Source organism: Peribacillus sp. 05N428 (assembly GCF_056397085.1).
In genome coordinates this window covers 22,709-39,814 of record NZ_JBFTMS010000014.1, presented here as the reverse complement: position 1 = coordinate 39,814, position 17,106 = coordinate 22,709, and the positions used below count along the sequence as shown (strand labels likewise).

Genomic DNA, 17,106 nt, shown 5'->3' with positions numbered 1-17,106 from the left:
AATTTATGTTCATACCCAGTAATTGTGAGCGCTCACAATTATTGGTCAATCATGATTCGGTTGAAATTGGTTTAGTTAAAAATGATAGCGTTCACAAAAAAAGGAATTGATACTATGGGAAAGAAATTAACGATTAATGACATTGCAGAGCTGGCTGGTGTTTCCCGTCAAACGATTTCCAGGGTTTTAAACAATAAACCGGAGGTGAACGAAGCCACCCGAAACCATGTGCAACGTATTATAGAGAAACATGGTTTTCAACCCAACCTCCAAGCAAGAAGCATGGTAACAAGACAAACAAATATGGTCGCTGTTTTGTTGCCTGATATTGCGAATCCATTCTTCAGTGAAATAGTACGTGGCATTGAACGGACACTTCGGGCAAATGAACTGAATGTTTTCCTCATGACGACAGAAGAGGATGTAGCATTAGAAAACTCGTTCCTTCATCTATCACAAACCTACAATGTGGATGGTATGATCCTCTGCAGCCCGAGACTTGATGAAGCGAACCTGAGGAAGTTAATCCCCAAAATATCGCCTGTTGTACTTTTGAACCGTAATGTTGAAACAGATGGAGCTGCTTGCGTCGTTGTTGATGCAAATTATGGCGGCTATGCAGCTACTAAGTATTTGATAGAAAAGGGACATACTAAAATCGGAATTATTGTGGGGCCCCCGCGTGCTTACAGTAATATCCAGAGATTAGAAGGTTATAAGAAGGCTTTGCAAGACTTTAATATCCCATTAGAAAGTGATTTGATCATGCAAGTTGAGTCTGATAACAAAGGTGTCTATAAAATTACAGAGCGGCTGGTCAAGCAACAGGTGACTGCCATTACAACCTATAATGACCTGGCTGCTGCACATGTGATCCAAGCTTGCACCGATTTAAAGCTAAGCGTTCCTGATGATATATCCGTGATTGGGTTTGATGGTATTGAGTTTACGCAGTTTATGAACCCTTCCTTAACCACCATGTCTTTACCGTTATTTGAAATTGGCAATACAATTGCGAATATTTTAATCAAGATGATTAAAGGGGATGAAACGTACGATAAAATCACGACCGTATATCCGATCTTAAAGGAAGGTAGATCTATAACATCCATTAATGCTCTTGAAAAAAAACATGGAGTAAGACGATAAGGGGGATTGGCATGATAGACTCTCATGAAGTGCTTTTAGAAATGCGTGGTATAGGAAAGAACTTTCCAGGCGTTAAGGCACTCAGTAATGTAGATTTTTCGATTCGCAAAAGTGAAATAATCGCTCTTTGTGGGGAAAATGGTGCCGGTAAATCTACGATGATGAAGATCCTATCGGGTATTTATAAGCCGGATGAGGGAGAAATTCTCTTTGAAGGTAAAGCTGTTCACATTACTAAACCAGATGTAGCTCAAAAACTGGGCATTGCAATCATTCACCAGGAGTTGAGTTTAGTCCCTGAATTAACGGTTGCTGAAAATATCTATATCGGAGATTATCCTCAAAAGTTTCCTGGTGTAGTTGATTGGCGAAAAATGAGGAGGAACGCTCAGGCCGTTTTGGAAGAAATGGGTTTTAAAATGGATGTAGACCAGCGCGTAGGAGATCTTGGAATAGCTAAACAACAAATCGTGGAAATAGCCAAGGCCCTTCATAAGAAAGCAAAAGTTGTAATTCTGGATGAACCAACGGCACCACTTGCCAATCAGGATGTTGATCAACTAATTGACTTAGTACTTAAATTGCGTAGGGAAGGTCTAGGGATTGTATACATATCACATCGACTTCCGGAAGTTTTTCAAATTTCAGACCGGGTAACGATTCTCAAGGATGGTCAGGTTGTTGCAACGAGAGATACTAATAATTTAGATCGTGACCAATTAATCAAATTAATGGTGGGCCGTGATGTTTTAAAAATGCGGATGGGTTCAATCGCAAACAAGGAAAGAAAAGTTTTATCGGTTAGTGATTTATGTACTCCGACGCTACTAAAGGATATAAATTTTGATTTATTTGAAGGCGAGGTTTTAGGGATTGCAGGGCTGGTCGGTAGTGGAAGGACTGAATTGGTCAGGGCCATTTTTGGCGCAGACCCTTGTTCTGCAAAAATGAATTTATTTGGTAAACCGTTTGCTGTTAAGTCCCCTCGGGATGCAATCAGGAAAGGAATTGCATTATTGCCTGAAGACCGCAAACACCAGGGGTTGGTGCTAGGGATGACAGCCCTGGAAAATATGACGATTTCCGGTTTGGACAATTTTTCTAAATTCGGGGTTGTTAATAGAAGAAAAGAGCAAGATGATGGAAATATGTTAGTAAAAAAACTCCAAGTACGTGTAAGCGGTTTATCCCAGGAAACAAGAACACTGAGTGGCGGAAATCAGCAAAAGTTAATTATTGCGCGCTGGCTTTATAAGAACGTGAAAGTGTTAATTTTCGATGAGCCAACCCGTGGAATAGATGTCGGTGCCAAGGCGGAAATTTATAATTTAATCAATGAGTTCGTTAAGGAAGGAGGTTCGGTTATCGTTATATCATCTGAGCTTCCTGAAGTGTTAATGTGTGATCGAGTGCTAGTTATGTCAGGAGGAAAAATCGTAAAGGAAATTGCACATGAGGATTCCTCAGAAGAAAATGTTATCCAATATATGTTATAGGGGTGAAAGTTATGAAAGTAAACCAAGAGACATTAAGTACTAGACCACCACAGACTGTCGCTTCAAGGTACTCCGGTTTGAAAATTCTGGTAAAAAATTATTTATTTATTTTTCTATGTTTACTAGTCGTTTTTTGTTCATTCTTATCAGATAAATTCCTAACAATTGATAATATGAGCAACATCCTTCTCCAGAACTCCGTGATTTCCATCCTTGCATTGGGACAATTAATGGTTGTCATTACGGGAGGGATTGACCTCTCAGTTGGTTCAATTGCAGCATTAGCTAGTGTTTTATCTGCTTCAATGCTAGGTATGGGGCTCGATCCAATCTTAACCATCATTTTGGTTATTATACTAATGGCAATCGCTGGGTTAGGAAATGGAGTTGCTGTCACTTACGGAAAAATTACCCCCTTCGTCGTAACATTGGCCACATTAACCATCTATCGAGGATTAGCTTACATCTTCCAGGTAGGTTCATTAGTTACAATAGAGGATACAACCTTTTTATCTATTCTTGCAGGTAAGCTGGCTATTGGAGGAATTTACACTCCGATCATCATTATGTTTGTAACACTCGGTATTTTCATTTTCATACTCAGGATGACCACATTTGGTAGAAGACTTTATGCTGTAGGTGGAAATCCAGAAGCAGCAAGGCTAGCTGGCGCACCAGTGAATCGGGACATCATTATCGCATATGCGATAAGTGGTGCACTTGCCGGGCTTGGCGGATTAATGACAACTGCTCGTTTAAGTACTGGTAGTGCTCTATATGGACAGGGGTATGAACTAGATGCTATCGCTGCAGTTGTAGTTGGCGGTGCAGCTTTAATCGGTGGAAAAGGCTTCGCTTTAAACGCCGTACTTGGAGCTTTCTTAATCGGTATTATTCGAAATATTCTGAACCTAACCGGGGTAGCCTCTTACCCACAGATGGTCATCCAGGGATTAATTATTTTAGTAGCTGTTCTTCTCACAACGATGGCTGCACGCAAAAAAGCATAAAAACCTTCAATTGGGTACTCAGTACTCTACGATTCTACTTAATAGAAAGCTAGAGTACCAGATTGAATTGAAATATTAAATATTTTTAACTGGGGGAGAATTTATGGAGGGCAACAAAAGGTTTAAAAAAACCATTGGATTGTTTTTACTCTGTTTTGCGATGTTATTAACGGGTTGTGCCCCTGCAAATCAACCAACTTCTAAAGAGCAAGCCACTTCAAAGAATGATGAAGAATCAACCTCTAAATCAACAGAACCAGCAAGAAAGAAAGATGGCAAGGAAATTGTAATTGGTTTCTCACAAAGAAGGGTAGCCGGAAGTGACTGGTATACCAACCTAATTCGCGGCGCCGAAGAGGAAGCAAAAAGACAGGATGTAAAGTTAGTCGTATTAGATGCCCAGGGTGATGTAGCCAAACAAGTATCTGGTGTAGAGGATTTGATCGCGCAAAGTGTTGATGCAGTCATCATGAATCCACAAGACCCTTCAGGGGTTATACCTGCAACCAACAGATTGAATCAAAGAAACATCCCGTTAATCGGAGTCAATAGTAATCTTGATCCAAAAGCAAATGCTATCAGCTTTGTTTCCGATGATCCGAGAGACACGGGCTACAAAGCCGGATGGGAATTAGCAAAAGCGGCTTCGGAAAAGTTTGGTAACAAGGTGATTAAAGCAGCTATGATTAGCGGATATCCTAAAGAATTGGTATCTCAATATCGTCGTAACGGTATGGTTTCAGGATGGACTGATTTTATGTTAGAGAAGTATGGTAAGTCAAATCTAGATTTAGTTGCAGAACGTTTTGGAAACTGGGTTCCAGATAAGGCCCTTCCTGAAATGCAGGATATCGCTACAGCCTATCCAGACCTGCAAGTAGTATTTTGTATGAGTGACGTTATGCTTCCGGGTATTTCTACAGCTCTGAAGAATACAGGCCTAAGTAAAGACACAATAATTGGATCTATCGATGGAACAAAGGAAGCTATTAAGAAAGTTCAAGATCCTAATTCAGGATTAGTAGTAACTGTTAGTAACGACCCTAGGGTACAAGGCGCAGACGCAGTGAAAATGGCCATAAAGGTTGTACAAGGTGAACAAGTTCCTTCAATTCATTATATTGCTAATCCAATCATCACAAAGAAAAACGCTAAAGAAATGTATGATCCGAATTCCTCATACTAAAAAATTAAACCTTCATTAATTGAGGGTGATAAAGGGTGATATTATGACAACAAAACAATTAGTGCGAAACTATAAGCTATTTATTAATGGAGAATGGTCAAATTCTGCTAACGGAGAGACTTTCGTAAGAAGGAACCCGGCAAATGGAGAGATTGTAGCTGAACTAGCAAAAGCTGGAGTTGAGGATGCAAAATTGGCGATTTCAGCTGCACGCCAGGCATTCGACAAAGGCGAATGGCCGAAGATGTCAGGCAGCGAGCGATCGGCTCTTCTATATCGCGCTTACTTAAAAATCGTAGAAAAAAAGGACGAAATCGCTGAACTGCTGAGTAAAGAAATGGGTAAACCATTATCCGAAGCTAAAGGGGAGGTTGGTGCTGCTGCAAATATCTTAAACTACTATGCAGGATTGGCCAGATCTATTTATGGCCAAACTTCTAATCAAGTTCAAGACGGCCTGCTTGGTCTGACTCTACGGATTCCGGTTGGTGTTGTAGGAATCATTACACCATGGAATTTCCCTTTAGGCACTATGATGCAAAAACTACCTGCTGCACTAGCTGCTGGCTGCACAGTAATCATTAAGCCTGCAAGTGCGACACCTATTACGACTATAGAGTTCGCAAAAATCTTTGATGAAGTTGGTTTCCCTAAGGGTGTTGTGAACGTTATCACTGGACCCGGTGGAGCAGCAGGCCAAGAGCTTGCCACCAATCCGGATGTTGATAAAATTGCGTTTACAGGTTCCACTGAAATCGGGCAAGAACTAATGAAATTGTCGTCTCATACCTTGAAAAAACTGTCCATGGAATTAGGAGGAAAGTCACCTAATATCGTTTTTGCAGATGCTGATCTAGACGATGCGCTGGATGGTGCACTGTTTGGCAGTTTCTTCAATCAAGGAGAGGTTTGTACCTCTGGATCTCGCTTATTGGTGCAGGATGAAATTTATGATGAGTTTGTTGGAAGATTAGTTGCTAGAGCAAGTCAAATTAAAGTTGGGAATCCGTTGGATGCCGGTACCGAAATGGGAGCTTTAATAACAGAATCCCATTTAAACACTGTCCTTGACTATGTTGAAAAAGGAATTGCCGAAGGAGCTAAGCTCCTAACTGGAGGTAAACGTTTGACTGGTGGTATTTATGACCAAGGGTTCTTCATGGAACCAACCATATTTGGAGATGTATCCCCTGATATGACGATTTCAAAAGAAGAAATCTTTGGTCCGGTGTTGTCAGTCATTCGCTTTAAGGAATTTGATGAGGCAATTGAAATTGCGAACGATACAATCTTTGGTCTAGCTGGAGCTGTTTGGACAAAGGATATCGATAAAGCATTACTTGCAGCACAAACGATTAAAGCGGGGACGCTATGGGTGAACCACTACATGGAAGCTCACTCCGAATTACCGTTTGGCGGTTTCAAGCAAAGTGGTTTCGGAAAAGAGCTTGGCACACTAGGATTAGATGGATTCTCTGAAGTTAAAACAGTACAAATTCATGTAGGTAAAAGAAATAATTTCTATAAATGGTAATGTAAACGAACTATTAAAAAACAAAAATTTATTATGGGAGAGTGGATTATAATGTTAGAAAATTCTCAATTTCTTTGCGCTACTAAAATTGTTTTTGGTAAAAATGCATCACTGCAGGCTGGTGAAGTGTTAGCTTCAAGAAATCATAAAAAAGCCATGATCGTTACAGATAAGGGAATCATTAATGCTGGCTTATTAAAAGGGATTCTAGAGTCCTTAACTAATTATAATGTCGAATACATCATCTTTGACGAAGTTCCACCGAACCCACCATCTGCAACCGTGGTAAAAGGTGTGAAGGTTTTCCAAGCTAACGCATGTGACTCCTTCATTGCTGTTGGTGGAGGCAGTGCAATGGACGCTTGTAAAACAATCAGTATGATGACGGTTAACGATGGTGATATCAACGAATATGATATCGGCGGAAAAGAGTTCACTAAAAAAGGCCCAGATGTCATTACTATTCCTACTACATCTGGTACTGGAAGTGAAGTTACTCAATGGGCTGTTATTACAAATGAAAGCAAACATTGGAAGTCTAGTATAGGCAGTCCTTTAATGGCTCCAGTTGTAGCTTTGGTTGATCCAGTTTTGACACTCGGTTTACCACCTGCTATTACTGCGGCTACAGGGGTAGATGCTCTAACACACGCTATCGAAGCCTATACGACTAGAGATGCTCTTAATGGTGCATCCCCACTCGCTGATGTTCTTAATCTTGAGGCAGTACGTTTAATTGGTGCGAACCTTCGTGAAGCTTATGCTCGTGGGGAAAACTATGAGGCTAGAGAAAAAGTAATGTTAGGCAGCACGATGGCTGGCGTAGGATTCCCACAAGTAGGTTTAGGTAATGCACATGCGCTGGCACATCCCCTTGGTGGGCATTATGATATCCCTCATGGTGTTGCCAATGCGATTTTGTTGCCGTATGTCATGAAATTTAATTTAATTGCTTGCCCAGGTCGTTTCGCGGAGATCGCGGTTGCTATGGGTGAAAACATTGAAGGTTTATCCATAATGGAAGCTGCTGATAAAGCAGTTGAAGCGGTAAAAAGATTGGTGAAGGATACAAATATTCCATCATTAAGATCATTTAATATTAAAGATTCTGACTGGAGAATTTTAACTGAGGATGCATTAAAAGATATGAACAGTCAAACTAATCCGAGAAAAACAGGGTATCAAGATCTTCTTAACCTGTTCCATGAGGCGAATAATGCCGAGATTACTGAAGGACAGAAAAATCCTGTCGCTCAAACTGTGTAATAATATACCAAATACGGCTTGGTCAATTACTCGAAAGCTAATGCAGTATGCTAACAAATAGAGTAGTCAAAAGGGGGATTTATTGGTGGAACGTTTTTCTAAAGCGAAGGAAATTGAAGGATATCAAGAAATTTTCCAGGAAGATAGCCCGCTTTTAAAGTATTTAGCCTTCGGGAAAATATCGTTAAAAGCAGGGCAGGAATATACCAGTGGAACGAACGAATTTGAAACAGCCCTTGTTCTTTTAAAGGGAACTGCCACCATATCTTGTGAAGATCAGACATGGGAGCAGTTGGGGGAACGCGAGAACGTCTTCAGCGGAAAAGCAACAACTGCCTATATCCCATGTCTTTCAGAGTATGTAATCAAGGCAGAAACGGATTTGGATGTGGCTGTTTGTAAAGTTAAGGCAGAAGAAAAATTTGAACCTTTTGTCGTCAGACCCGACGAAGTCATTATCCATCAGCGTGGAAAAAGTAATTGGAAACGCGAAGTTCACGACATTATCGCTGTTAATGCGGATGGTAGAGTCCAAAGGATGATTTTAGGGGAAACGTTCAATCATGCAGGAGAGTGGTCCAGTTATCCACCTCACAAGCATGATGGCGAGCATTATCCTGAAGAGCCCAACCTGGAGGAAATCTACCATTATCAGGCGAATCCTGAGCAAGGATTTGGCGTCCAGCTTCATTACACTAAAGATGGAAGCATTGATGATGCTTATATCATTCGTAATGGTGACAGCTTCGCGATCGATAAGGGTTATCACCCCGTAAATGCTGCAGGAGGCTACCAGGTTTATTATTTGTGGTTCATGGCTGGTGAAGAAGGAAGAACCTTGAAGCCATATGATGACCCAGATCACAAATGGGTTCATTCTCTAAATTGAATATTTAGGAATCAGACAATAGACATAGCTAGACATATCCGGCTATGTCTATTGTTTGTCCAAATTCTATCGAAAAGGGTGTAATCATGAGAGATAAAGATTCTTACCTGCTTATTCATCCAAATGATTCGGTTTGTGTCGCTTTGGGTGATTTACCTGCCGGGGAAGTAATTTTAATCAATGGTAAAAAAATTATCCTGAAAACAGATGTTTCTTTTGGTCATAAGATTGCTATCAAAAAAATCCCAATAACAGAAAATATCCTTAAGTTTGGATATCCCATTGGATCTGCCAAAATTGATATTGGGGAAGGCGAATGGGTTCATACGCATAATGTTCAGACCAATTTAGGAAAGAAATTAGATTATCAATACGATCAGAGATCAAACGATGTAGTTAATGTGAGGGCTTCTGACCGCACCTTTCAGGGATATGTGCGAAATAATGGTGATATAGGCATCCGCAATGAGATTTGGATAATCAATACAGTGGGCTGCATAAACAAAACAGCTGAGCTTCTTGCGAAAATGGGTACGGAAGAACATAAAGACCGGGACATGGACGGAGTTTTTCATTTTCCTCATCCATTCGGCTGTTCCCAGCTTGGAGATGACTTGACCAATACACAAACAATACTGGCGAATCTTGTAAATCATCCGAATGCTGCGGGAGTTCTCGTATTGGGCCTTGGTTGTGAGAACAATTATGTGGAACTATTTAAACAGTCCATTGATGAATATGAGAGCGAACGTGTGAAGTTTTTAGAAGTCCAAAAAGCGGACGATGAGTTGGAAGAAGGTTTGACTCTTATTAGTGAATTGGTTGATTACGCTGAAAGGTTTAAACACCAGTCAGTTCCAATTTCGAAGCTAAAGGTCGGTCTAAAGTGCGGAGGGTCAGACGGTTTATCAGGGATAACCGGTAATCCGCTTGTTGGGGCTTTTTCTGATCTGTTAGTGGAACAAGGAGGAACGACGATAATGACGGAAGTCCCTGAGATGTTTGGGGCAGAAACAATACTCATGAACCGGGCTACTAATAAAGAGGTATTTTCGAAAACAGTCAACTTAGTTAATGACTTTAAGGAATATTTCATCCGCCATAACCAGGTGATTTACGAAAACCCATCACCAGGAAATAAAGCAGGCGGTATTACCACCTTGGAAGAAAAATCGCTAGGCTGCGTTCAAAAAGGCGGATATAGTGAAGTAGTGGATGTTTTGCCTTATGGAGAGCGTGTTACCAAAACAGGATTAAATTTAGTGGAAGGTCCTGGAAATGATTTGGTTTCTGTTACCGCATTAGCAGCATCTGGGGCTCACATCGTTTTGTTTACTACAGGCAGAGGGACTCCTTTTGGAGGTCCGGTTCCCACCGTAAAGATTTCTACCAATACACAACTTTACAAGAAAAAGAAAAATTGGATTGACTATAATGCAGGGCAGCTTATTGAGGGAATGGATATGAATAGTCTGAAAGATGATTTCTTTGAATATATCGTTAAGCTGGCTTCTGGTGAAACTCGAACCAAAAATGAGCAGTTTGGGTTTAAAGAGATTGCTATCTTTAAGGATGGTGTCATTCTCTAACGTAAAAGACTCAGGGGGAGAGTGTAATTATAATGAAGAGACTAAGTAAACAATGGTTTACAGAACATAAACACGTGGATGAATACCCAGAACGCATCATTCAGTTCGGGGAAGGGAATTTCTTGCGTGGCTTTATCGACTGGATGGTCCACCAAATGAACAAACAAGGTTTGTTTAACGGGAGAATAGTTGCCATTCAACCAACTCCACACGGGAAAGTAGTTCCGAAGCTGAATGCTCAAAATGGTTTGTATACGGTAGCACTCAGGGGAATGGAAAAAGGCGAAGTTATTGATGAAGTTGAAATTGTTTCTTCTATTAGTAGAGGGATCAATCCCTATAACGATTGGCAGGAGGTATTAAAAATAGCGGAAAATAAGGATATCCATTTCGTCTTTTCCAATACCACTGAAGCAGGCTTAAGCTATTTGGCAGAAGAATACAATCCGGAGGAATCACCGCTCTCGTTTCCAGGAAAATTGACAGCTTTTCTCTACCATCGTTACCAGGTGATGAACGGTGCAGTAGAGGCAGGATTGGTGATAATTCCTTGTGAATTACTGGAGGATAATGGAGATATTTTAAGGGAAATTGTCCTGCGGATAGCGAAGGACTGGAAACTGCCGGATTCATTCATTGAATGGGTTCAAACAAGTAATAAATTTTGCAATACACTTGTCGACCGCATTGTAACGGGTTATCCAAAAAATGAAATTGATGAATATCGAACTAGATTAGGATATGAAGATGAATTGATCACGGTAGGGGAGCCTTATCATTTGTTTGCAATCGAAGCAGATGAAAAGACTGCTGAAGCCATTCCTTTTCACCAGGCTGGATTGAATGTGTTCTGGTCAGATGTGAAGTCCTTCCGTGATATCAAGGTTAGGATCTTAAATGGTGCACACACGATGATGTTTGCGGCAGGATATCTTTCTGGAAAAAAGACGGTGCTCGAGACAATGAAGGATGAATTATTGGGAGAATTTGTTAGACGTGGGATTTATTCAGAAATTCTTTCAGTAATCAAGTTGGATGCTCCTCAAGCAAAAGCGTTTGCAGATTCGGTTATCGAACGTTTTTCTAACCCGTATAACCATCATTTTCTCAGTGATATTGGTTTAAATGCTATATATAAATACAAGAGTAGACTTCTTCCTACACTGGAAGATTGGACGAATCAAAAAAATAAACTACCTGAAATCGTATCATTCTCACTTGCGGCACTATTTGCTTATTATCAGCCAGTACGAATGCAAGGGAACATACCGGTCATCCGGGATCAGCCGGAAGTAATGCAATTTTTCAAGCATAGCTGGAATAACCTAAACAATGGAAATGTACAATTAGAAAATATGGTAAAGACAATCTTATCGACAAAATCACTTTGGGAAAGAGACTTAAATGAAATTAATGATTTACCCGAATCTGTATGTCATTATCTGTCGGAGATTTTGGAGTCAGGAATGGAAAATGCCATAGCTATAATATTAAAAAAGGAATAGGAGATTAGATATGGATGTCGTTACATTTGGGGAAACAATGGTGTTGTTCGTACCAACAAAGGTCGGTCCGCTCCGGTTTACGAATCAATTTGAAAAAACGATTGGCGGGGCAGAAGCAAACGTAGCAATTTCTTTAGCAAGACTAGGCCATCAGGTTAGTTGGATGAGCCGTCTTGGTAACGATGAATTTGGTTTATTTGTCCATAACTTTATCCGTGGGGAAGGAGTAGATACCTCACAGGTGAAATTCGATGATCATAACCATACCGCTGTCTTTTTTAAAGAAAGGCAGGTTATGCAAGATCCCAAAATATATTACTATCGAAAGGATTCTGCAGCCAGCTATATGACTCCTGATGATCTGGATGAAGAGGTTATTTCTCAAGCGAAATTCATGCATCTTACTGGCATTACACCCGCATTAAGCCATTCATGTATGGAAACAGTACATCATGCAATTACATTAGCGAAAAAAAACAAAGTGACCGTTGTCTTTGATCCAAATATTCGTTTGAAGCTTTGGAGCAAGCAAGAAGCACGGGAAGAACTGATGGACATTGCGAGTAAATGTGATATATTCATGCCGGGGATTCAAGAAGGAGAAATTCTGACAGGGGAAACAACACCAGAAGGAATAGCGGCCCGCTTTCTGAAAAATGGTGTCAGAGCGGTTGTAGTCAAACTTGGAGAACGGGGAGCCTTTTATGCGACGTCAGAAAAAGCAGAATATATTGAAGGCTTTCCGGTTCAACAAGTCGTTGATACGGTAGGGGCAGGTGACGGTTTTGCCGCAGGATTTTTATCAGGCATGATCCGTGGTTGGTCATATGCCGATGCCGTTAAACTAGGAAATCGTGTTGGAGCGTATGCCCTAACAGTGACCGGTGATGTGGAAGGGTATCCATTCTGGTCCCAAATTTCACCGGAAAAAATCACACAGGAAATTTTACGATAGGAGGCCTTCCATGCTACCAAAAGTAAGATTAATAGAAAAATTAGTGGATCGTGGTGTTATAGCCATTCGTGGTATCCCAGAAGAGAAATTTATTAAAGTCGCAGAAAATCTAATTGAAGGTGGGTTATAGCACTTGAAGTGACAATTGACATTTCAGGATCCTTCAGTTCCATTAACAGACTATCCAATCTTTTTAAAGACCTGGTCATCATTGGTGCAGGGACAGTGCTAGATAGTGAGGGAGCACGACTATCCATTGACAGTGGAGTGGAATTTATCCTAAGTCCGAGTTTCATCAAGATGTCGTCCGTACGAAATAAAGATATGGAAAAATTGCAATACCTGGGGTCATTACACCGACTGAAATGATTATGGCCATCAATCGGGAGCGGATCTTGTCAAAGTGTTCCCGGCAACAGGATTAGGGGACAATATATTAAAAATGTAAATAGCCCTTTTTCTCATGACCTGATTATTTCCACTGGAAGTGTTCTTCTCGAGGGGTCGCCCGATAGGCTCATGCGGCTGGTAAAACAGCGGTAGTTACGGAAAGGCCAACCGCTTATAAATCGCTTTGTTTTTATGTGTTTCATCTTATAGTGAGCGATGAAAAGCGCGGTTGAACTTTACAAGTACACGACAAAGTTATAGAACTATAAATAGTTTAGTTTATTGTTTTGAAAGGTTTCAAGGTGTCTGAGATCAACCTTTTAGGTTGGAATTCTCTTAGTGTATAAAATTTCCGAAATGGTCGGTATTGCATTGTTGCTAACGTTCGTAAAAGTACACTTTTACGAACGGGTATTTTTTCTATATAAATCTCTCGTTTTAACGCTCGTAAAAGTTAGAAAAACATTTACGAACGTTCTTTATTTTGCATGCACTTTTACGAACGCTTTTGATAGAATAAGTGAGAGAAAAGTAGATGAAGGAGTAAAAAAATGGATGTCCGTAAATTTGGATACATAAGAGTGAGTAGCAAAGATCAAAATGAAGGACGACAACTTCAGGCCATGTTGGATAATGTTCTTAAAGAACGTGATATCTAGATCTTTACAGGATGGTCCGATCGATTGAACCAGTTGTGTGGCTTTGATGATTCTTGGATTCAGCGGTGGCAAAATCAGTCTACGAACGCGCAAAATCTAAAACCAGGAATGGAAAGGGAGCTATAGATTTTTTATTTAACCGTAAGTCAATAAAATTCGAAAAGCCCATCCTTAGCTGGATGGGCTTTTCGAATTTTATAATCAACCATGGAGAAAGTCTATATTACGATTTGTGAGTAGGTATAATCTATAATATGGTTAAAAACCAACTTTTCAATATGGTTAGAAAAGAGCTGAGTTTGTTTAAATTCAAAAATGAATTATGGGCATTTCGATGAATCCCCAATAGAAAGGCATTATTTGCGAATAAAATTCATTAATGAATTGACTGATGTTAATAATAAGCGACTTTACATTAAATGGGGACTTGGCATGCAAGTTGCATAATAATAGTTATAAATCAAACATGCACGATATGAAATTCGTTTATGTGCGGAGGGATAAATGGTGCGAAAAACGATAAATAAACCATGGGAGCAATGGTATGTTGAAAGTATGAAATCTATGAAGCTACCGGAAATATCCGTCTATTCACTGCTTGATATAACAGCAAGTAAGTTTCCACACCATACAGCCATCATTTATGAAGACCAGTCAATGGATTATAAGAATCTAAAAATGCAGGTAGACAAACTTGCAGGTAAATGGAGAGAAATGGGCTTTGTTAAAGGTGAACGGATTGGACTGATGATGGCCAACCACCCTTATTTCATAATCAGTTATTATGCTGCCCAGGCACTGGGTCTGTTGGTTGTACAAATTAATCCCTTGTATAAACCGCGGGAACTATTGCAAATATTAATAGACTCGGATACCAAGAAAATTGTATTTGACCAAACGGCCGCAAATACAATCGAAGAAACGAAAGCGATATATGAATTTGATGTATGCATTGATACGGAAAATGATCAAAATGGCTCCTATTCCCTTAAAACGATGATTGAAACCGGGGATGCGATTAAGAAGCCAGTAGTGATAATCCCGCATGAAGATACGGCAGTCATCCAATATACTGGCGGCACCACTGGAAAGATGAAGGGTGTCATGCTTACTCACCATAATTTAACCTCCAATGTCGTGCAGAGCTTTGAAATGTATGGAGATTCCCTGAAACCTGGAGAAGAAATCGTTTTGGCAGCTACGCCTCTTTACCATGTTTATGCCATGACGAGTGCAATGAATCTAGGTATCTATATTGGAGCTGCCATCCTCTTATTTCCTAAATTCGAACTTGAAGATGTACTTGCAAAAATAAAAAAGTACCGTCCGACTTTCTTTCCAGGAGTTCCAAAGATGTACAACGCTTTCGTCAATCATCCAGGAATTGAAAACTATGGACTGAATTGTTTAAAAAGTTGTTCTTGTGGATCGGCCCCCCTGCCGGTTGAAGTAATAAAGCGATTTGAGGGGCTGACCGGTGCCAAAATCGGAGAGGGTTTCGGTTTGTCTGAGGCTTCACCTTCCACTCATCGTAATCCGCCTTTCGGAAAAAGGAAAATAGGAAGCATTGGCATCCCTTTTCCAGGCACGGACTGTATGATCATTGACGATGAAAATAATGAAGTGCCTAACACATCCGTCGGGGAGTTGCTCATAAAAGGCCCGCAAATCATGAAGGGTTATTGGAATAACGAAGCCGAAACCAAAAAGGCCTTACAGAATGATTGGCTATATACTGGCGATCTTGCTGTGATGGATGACGAAGGATATTTCTATATCGTCGGCAGGAAAAAAGAAATGATCATCGTCGGCGGATTCAATATTTACCCGCAGGAGGTAGAAGGGGTTCTGTATGAACATCCGTCCATTAAAGAGGCAGCTGTGGTTGGCATCCCCCATAAAGAAAAAGGAGAAATAGTGAAAGCATTCATCGTACCTAAAGAAAGCGCTTCCGTGGATCTTGAAGAAATAGAAGGATATTGCTATTCCCAATTGACGCCTTATAAAGTACCAAAAGTATTTGAATTAAGAAAAGAACTTCCGCGTAATACAGTGGGTAAACTATTAAAAAGATTGTTAGTTAAAGAGGAATTAGAGAAGGATTGAAAGAGGAGGAATGTGATTTCAACCATCTAAGTTGAACCTTACGTTGGTTGGTATGCCATTGTAAACAAATAAAGAAGAGGAGGGATTCATATGCGTTGGGTTGTTCTCATTCTATTATTCTTTGGAGCCGTCATCAATTTTGCAGATAAATCGATCGTGGGCCTCGCAGCTGTTCCCATCATGAAGGAATTCAATCTTACCTATGCAGAGTGGGGTCTTGTTGGAAGCAGTTATTATTGGCTTTACCCAGTAACAGGGATTTTTGGGGCAGCATGGGCTGATCGGCTGGGGGCTAAAAAAGTGCTGGGGTTCATCATGCTGACATGGACCGTTTTGCAATTCGGCGTTTTAGCCATCACCGCTCTTCCGTTATTAATTCTATACAGGATTTTACTTGGCGCATTCGAAGGGCCTTATAGCCCAATTGCTTACAGCCATGCCGATAAGTGGTTTCCGCCGAAACTGAAAGGCTTTGCAAATTCGGTTGTTGTTGGCGGAGGGACCGTTGGTGCGATGATCGTGGCACCGATCCTCGTTTCCTTAATTACGATATTCGGCTGGAAGGTTGCCTTTGCAGCACTTGGTGCAGCAAGCCTTGTTTGGTTCTTCCTCTTTCAATTTTTAACAAAGGAAAATCCAGTTGAAGTATATGAAAACGTCCAAAAGAAAAAGAAACAAAAACTGGAAAAAATAAAAGTGAAAGACTTTTTGCTGCTACTGGCCTCACCTACTGCTTTGTTTACTACACTAGCTTATTTTTCAACGTATATTTTAGTTGTTTGGTTTTCTGTTTGGCTCCCGATTTATTTAGTGGAAGCCGTTAAAATGACTCCAGGTCAAATGGGAACCAGCGTTGCGATAATCGGAGTCGTTTCCGTATTTATTTATATGGGGGTTTCGATGGCGTCCGATCATTTATTCAAGAAGAATCAGAATTGGCGATCATCAAGAGTATTCGTCGTTGCGGGCGCCATGATTCTAGGTGCATTGTTCTTTTCCTCAATCATGATATTTCAAAATCCAATCTGGGTGATAGTCGCCATGTGTTTAGCAAAGGGTCTTACATACGCCATTTTACCAATCGGACCAACGATCATGATCAATGAAATGCAGGAGCGGGGGGGATTGATGACAAGCATCTTAACATCATCAGGAAATCTAGCGGGCATTGTTGCACCTCTATTAACTGGCTATATCATAAGTCTAGCTGGAGGAAATCAACTATTGGGTTATAACCTATCGATATTGTTCATGGCCATCCTTGTCCTGGCTTTTGGCATCCTGTTTGCGATATTCGTTAAACCGGCCGGGAAACTTAAAAATAAAAGTTCGGATAACTTTGACCTTAAGTCCTCATAAGCAGGGGCGAACC

Annotated in this window: 12 protein-coding genes and 1 pseudogene; all 13 read left to right on the top strand. The window is 40.5% G+C overall.

Annotated features, from left to right (window positions below; all coding sequences use genetic code 11):
• The first annotated feature begins 114 nt into the window (after positions 1-114).
• The 13 genes and pseudogenes from AC1DIV_RS14685 (at position 115) to AC1DIV_RS14625 (ending at position 17,093) form a co-directional block, all read left to right on the top strand.
• A complete protein-coding gene (locus tag AC1DIV_RS14685; RefSeq protein WP_191929937.1) occupies positions 115-1,149 on the top strand; it encodes a LacI family DNA-binding transcriptional regulator in 1,035 nt (344 codons plus the stop codon).
• Positions 1,150-1,160: 11 nt separating this feature from the next.
• Positions 1,161-2,645, top strand: a complete 1,485-nt coding sequence (locus tag AC1DIV_RS14680; RefSeq protein ID WP_477576725.1) for a sugar ABC transporter ATP-binding protein — start codon at positions 1,161-1,163, stop codon at positions 2,643-2,645.
• An 11-nt stretch (positions 2,646-2,656) separates the two neighbouring features.
• Positions 2,657-3,655 (top strand): ABC transporter permease, encoded by a 999-nt coding sequence (locus AC1DIV_RS14675; RefSeq protein WP_191929935.1) that lies wholly within the window; start codon positions 2,657-2,659, stop codon positions 3,653-3,655.
• A 103-nt stretch (positions 3,656-3,758) separates the two neighbouring features.
• On the top strand, positions 3,759-4,841 hold the full coding sequence (locus AC1DIV_RS14670) for a substrate-binding domain-containing protein (protein WP_477576723.1): 1,083 nt from the start codon (positions 3,759-3,761) through the stop codon (positions 4,839-4,841).
• A 43-nt stretch (positions 4,842-4,884) separates the two neighbouring features.
• On the top strand, positions 4,885-6,375 hold the full coding sequence (locus AC1DIV_RS14665; RefSeq protein ID WP_477576721.1) for an aldehyde dehydrogenase family protein: 1,491 nt from the start codon (positions 4,885-4,887) through the stop codon (positions 6,373-6,375).
• A gap of 51 nt (positions 6,376-6,426) precedes the next feature.
• Positions 6,427-7,641: an iron-containing alcohol dehydrogenase gene (locus tag AC1DIV_RS14660; RefSeq protein ID WP_477576719.1), complete on the top strand. Its 1,215-nt coding sequence runs from the start codon at positions 6,427-6,429 to the stop codon at positions 7,639-7,641.
• An 85-nt stretch (positions 7,642-7,726) separates the two neighbouring features.
• A complete protein-coding gene (gene iolB / locus AC1DIV_RS14655; protein ID WP_191929932.1) occupies positions 7,727-8,530 on the top strand; it encodes a 5-deoxy-glucuronate isomerase in 804 nt (267 codons plus the stop codon).
• An 86-nt stretch (positions 8,531-8,616) separates the two neighbouring features.
• Positions 8,617-10,119: a UxaA family hydrolase gene (locus AC1DIV_RS14650; RefSeq protein WP_477576717.1), complete on the top strand. Its 1,503-nt coding sequence runs from the start codon at positions 8,617-8,619 to the stop codon at positions 10,117-10,119.
• Positions 10,120-10,151: 32 nt separating this feature from the next.
• Positions 10,152-11,624, top strand: a complete 1,473-nt coding sequence (locus AC1DIV_RS14645) for a tagaturonate reductase (RefSeq protein WP_477576715.1) — start codon at positions 10,152-10,154, stop codon at positions 11,622-11,624.
• A gap of 10 nt (positions 11,625-11,634) precedes the next feature.
• The gene (locus tag AC1DIV_RS14640) at positions 11,635-12,579 is read left to right on the top strand and encodes a sugar kinase (RefSeq protein WP_477576713.1); all 945 of its coding nucleotides are present in this window, start codon (positions 11,635-11,637) and stop codon (positions 12,577-12,579) included.
• A 941-nt stretch (positions 12,580-13,520) separates the two neighbouring features.
• A pseudogene (locus AC1DIV_RS14635) lies at positions 13,521-13,625 on the top strand (recombinase family protein); the annotation flags it as partial.
• 510 nt (positions 13,626-14,135) lie between these two features.
• The gene (locus AC1DIV_RS14630) at positions 14,136-15,734 is read left to right on the top strand and encodes a long-chain-fatty-acid--CoA ligase (protein WP_340876006.1); all 1,599 of its coding nucleotides are present in this window, start codon (positions 14,136-14,138) and stop codon (positions 15,732-15,734) included.
• Between the two features lie 90 nt (positions 15,735-15,824).
• Positions 15,825-17,093, top strand: coding sequence for an MFS transporter (locus tag AC1DIV_RS14625; protein WP_477576712.1), 1,269 nt, complete (start codon positions 15,825-15,827; stop codon positions 17,091-17,093).
• The last annotated feature ends 13 nt before the right edge of the window (positions 17,094-17,106 follow it).

What these genes read in the sequence shown, in the direction of transcription:
- AC1DIV_RS14670 (WP_477576723.1), top strand. Translation starts at nt 3,759, where the DNA reads ATGGAGGGCAACAAAAGGTTTAAAAAAACCATTGGATTGTTTTTACTC.
- AC1DIV_RS14685 (WP_191929937.1), top strand. Translation starts at nt 115, where the DNA reads ATGGGAAAGAAATTAACGATTAATGACATTGCAGAGCTGGCTGGTGTT.
- AC1DIV_RS14645 (WP_477576715.1), top strand. Translation starts at nt 10,152, where the DNA reads ATGAAGAGACTAAGTAAACAATGGTTTACAGAACATAAACACGTGGAT.
- AC1DIV_RS14640 (WP_477576713.1), top strand. Translation starts at nt 11,635, where the DNA reads ATGGATGTCGTTACATTTGGGGAAACAATGGTGTTGTTCGTACCAACA.
- AC1DIV_RS14665 (WP_477576721.1), top strand. Translation starts at nt 4,885, where the DNA reads ATGACAACAAAACAATTAGTGCGAAACTATAAGCTATTTATTAATGGA.
- AC1DIV_RS14675 (WP_191929935.1), top strand. Translation starts at nt 2,657, where the DNA reads ATGAAAGTAAACCAAGAGACATTAAGTACTAGACCACCACAGACTGTC.
- AC1DIV_RS14625 (WP_477576712.1), top strand. Translation starts at nt 15,825, where the DNA reads ATGCGTTGGGTTGTTCTCATTCTATTATTCTTTGGAGCCGTCATCAAT.
- AC1DIV_RS14650 (WP_477576717.1), top strand. Translation starts at nt 8,617, where the DNA reads ATGAGAGATAAAGATTCTTACCTGCTTATTCATCCAAATGATTCGGTT.
- AC1DIV_RS14660 (WP_477576719.1), top strand. Translation starts at nt 6,427, where the DNA reads ATGTTAGAAAATTCTCAATTTCTTTGCGCTACTAAAATTGTTTTTGGT.
- AC1DIV_RS14680 (WP_477576725.1), top strand. Translation starts at nt 1,161, where the DNA reads ATGATAGACTCTCATGAAGTGCTTTTAGAAATGCGTGGTATAGGAAAG.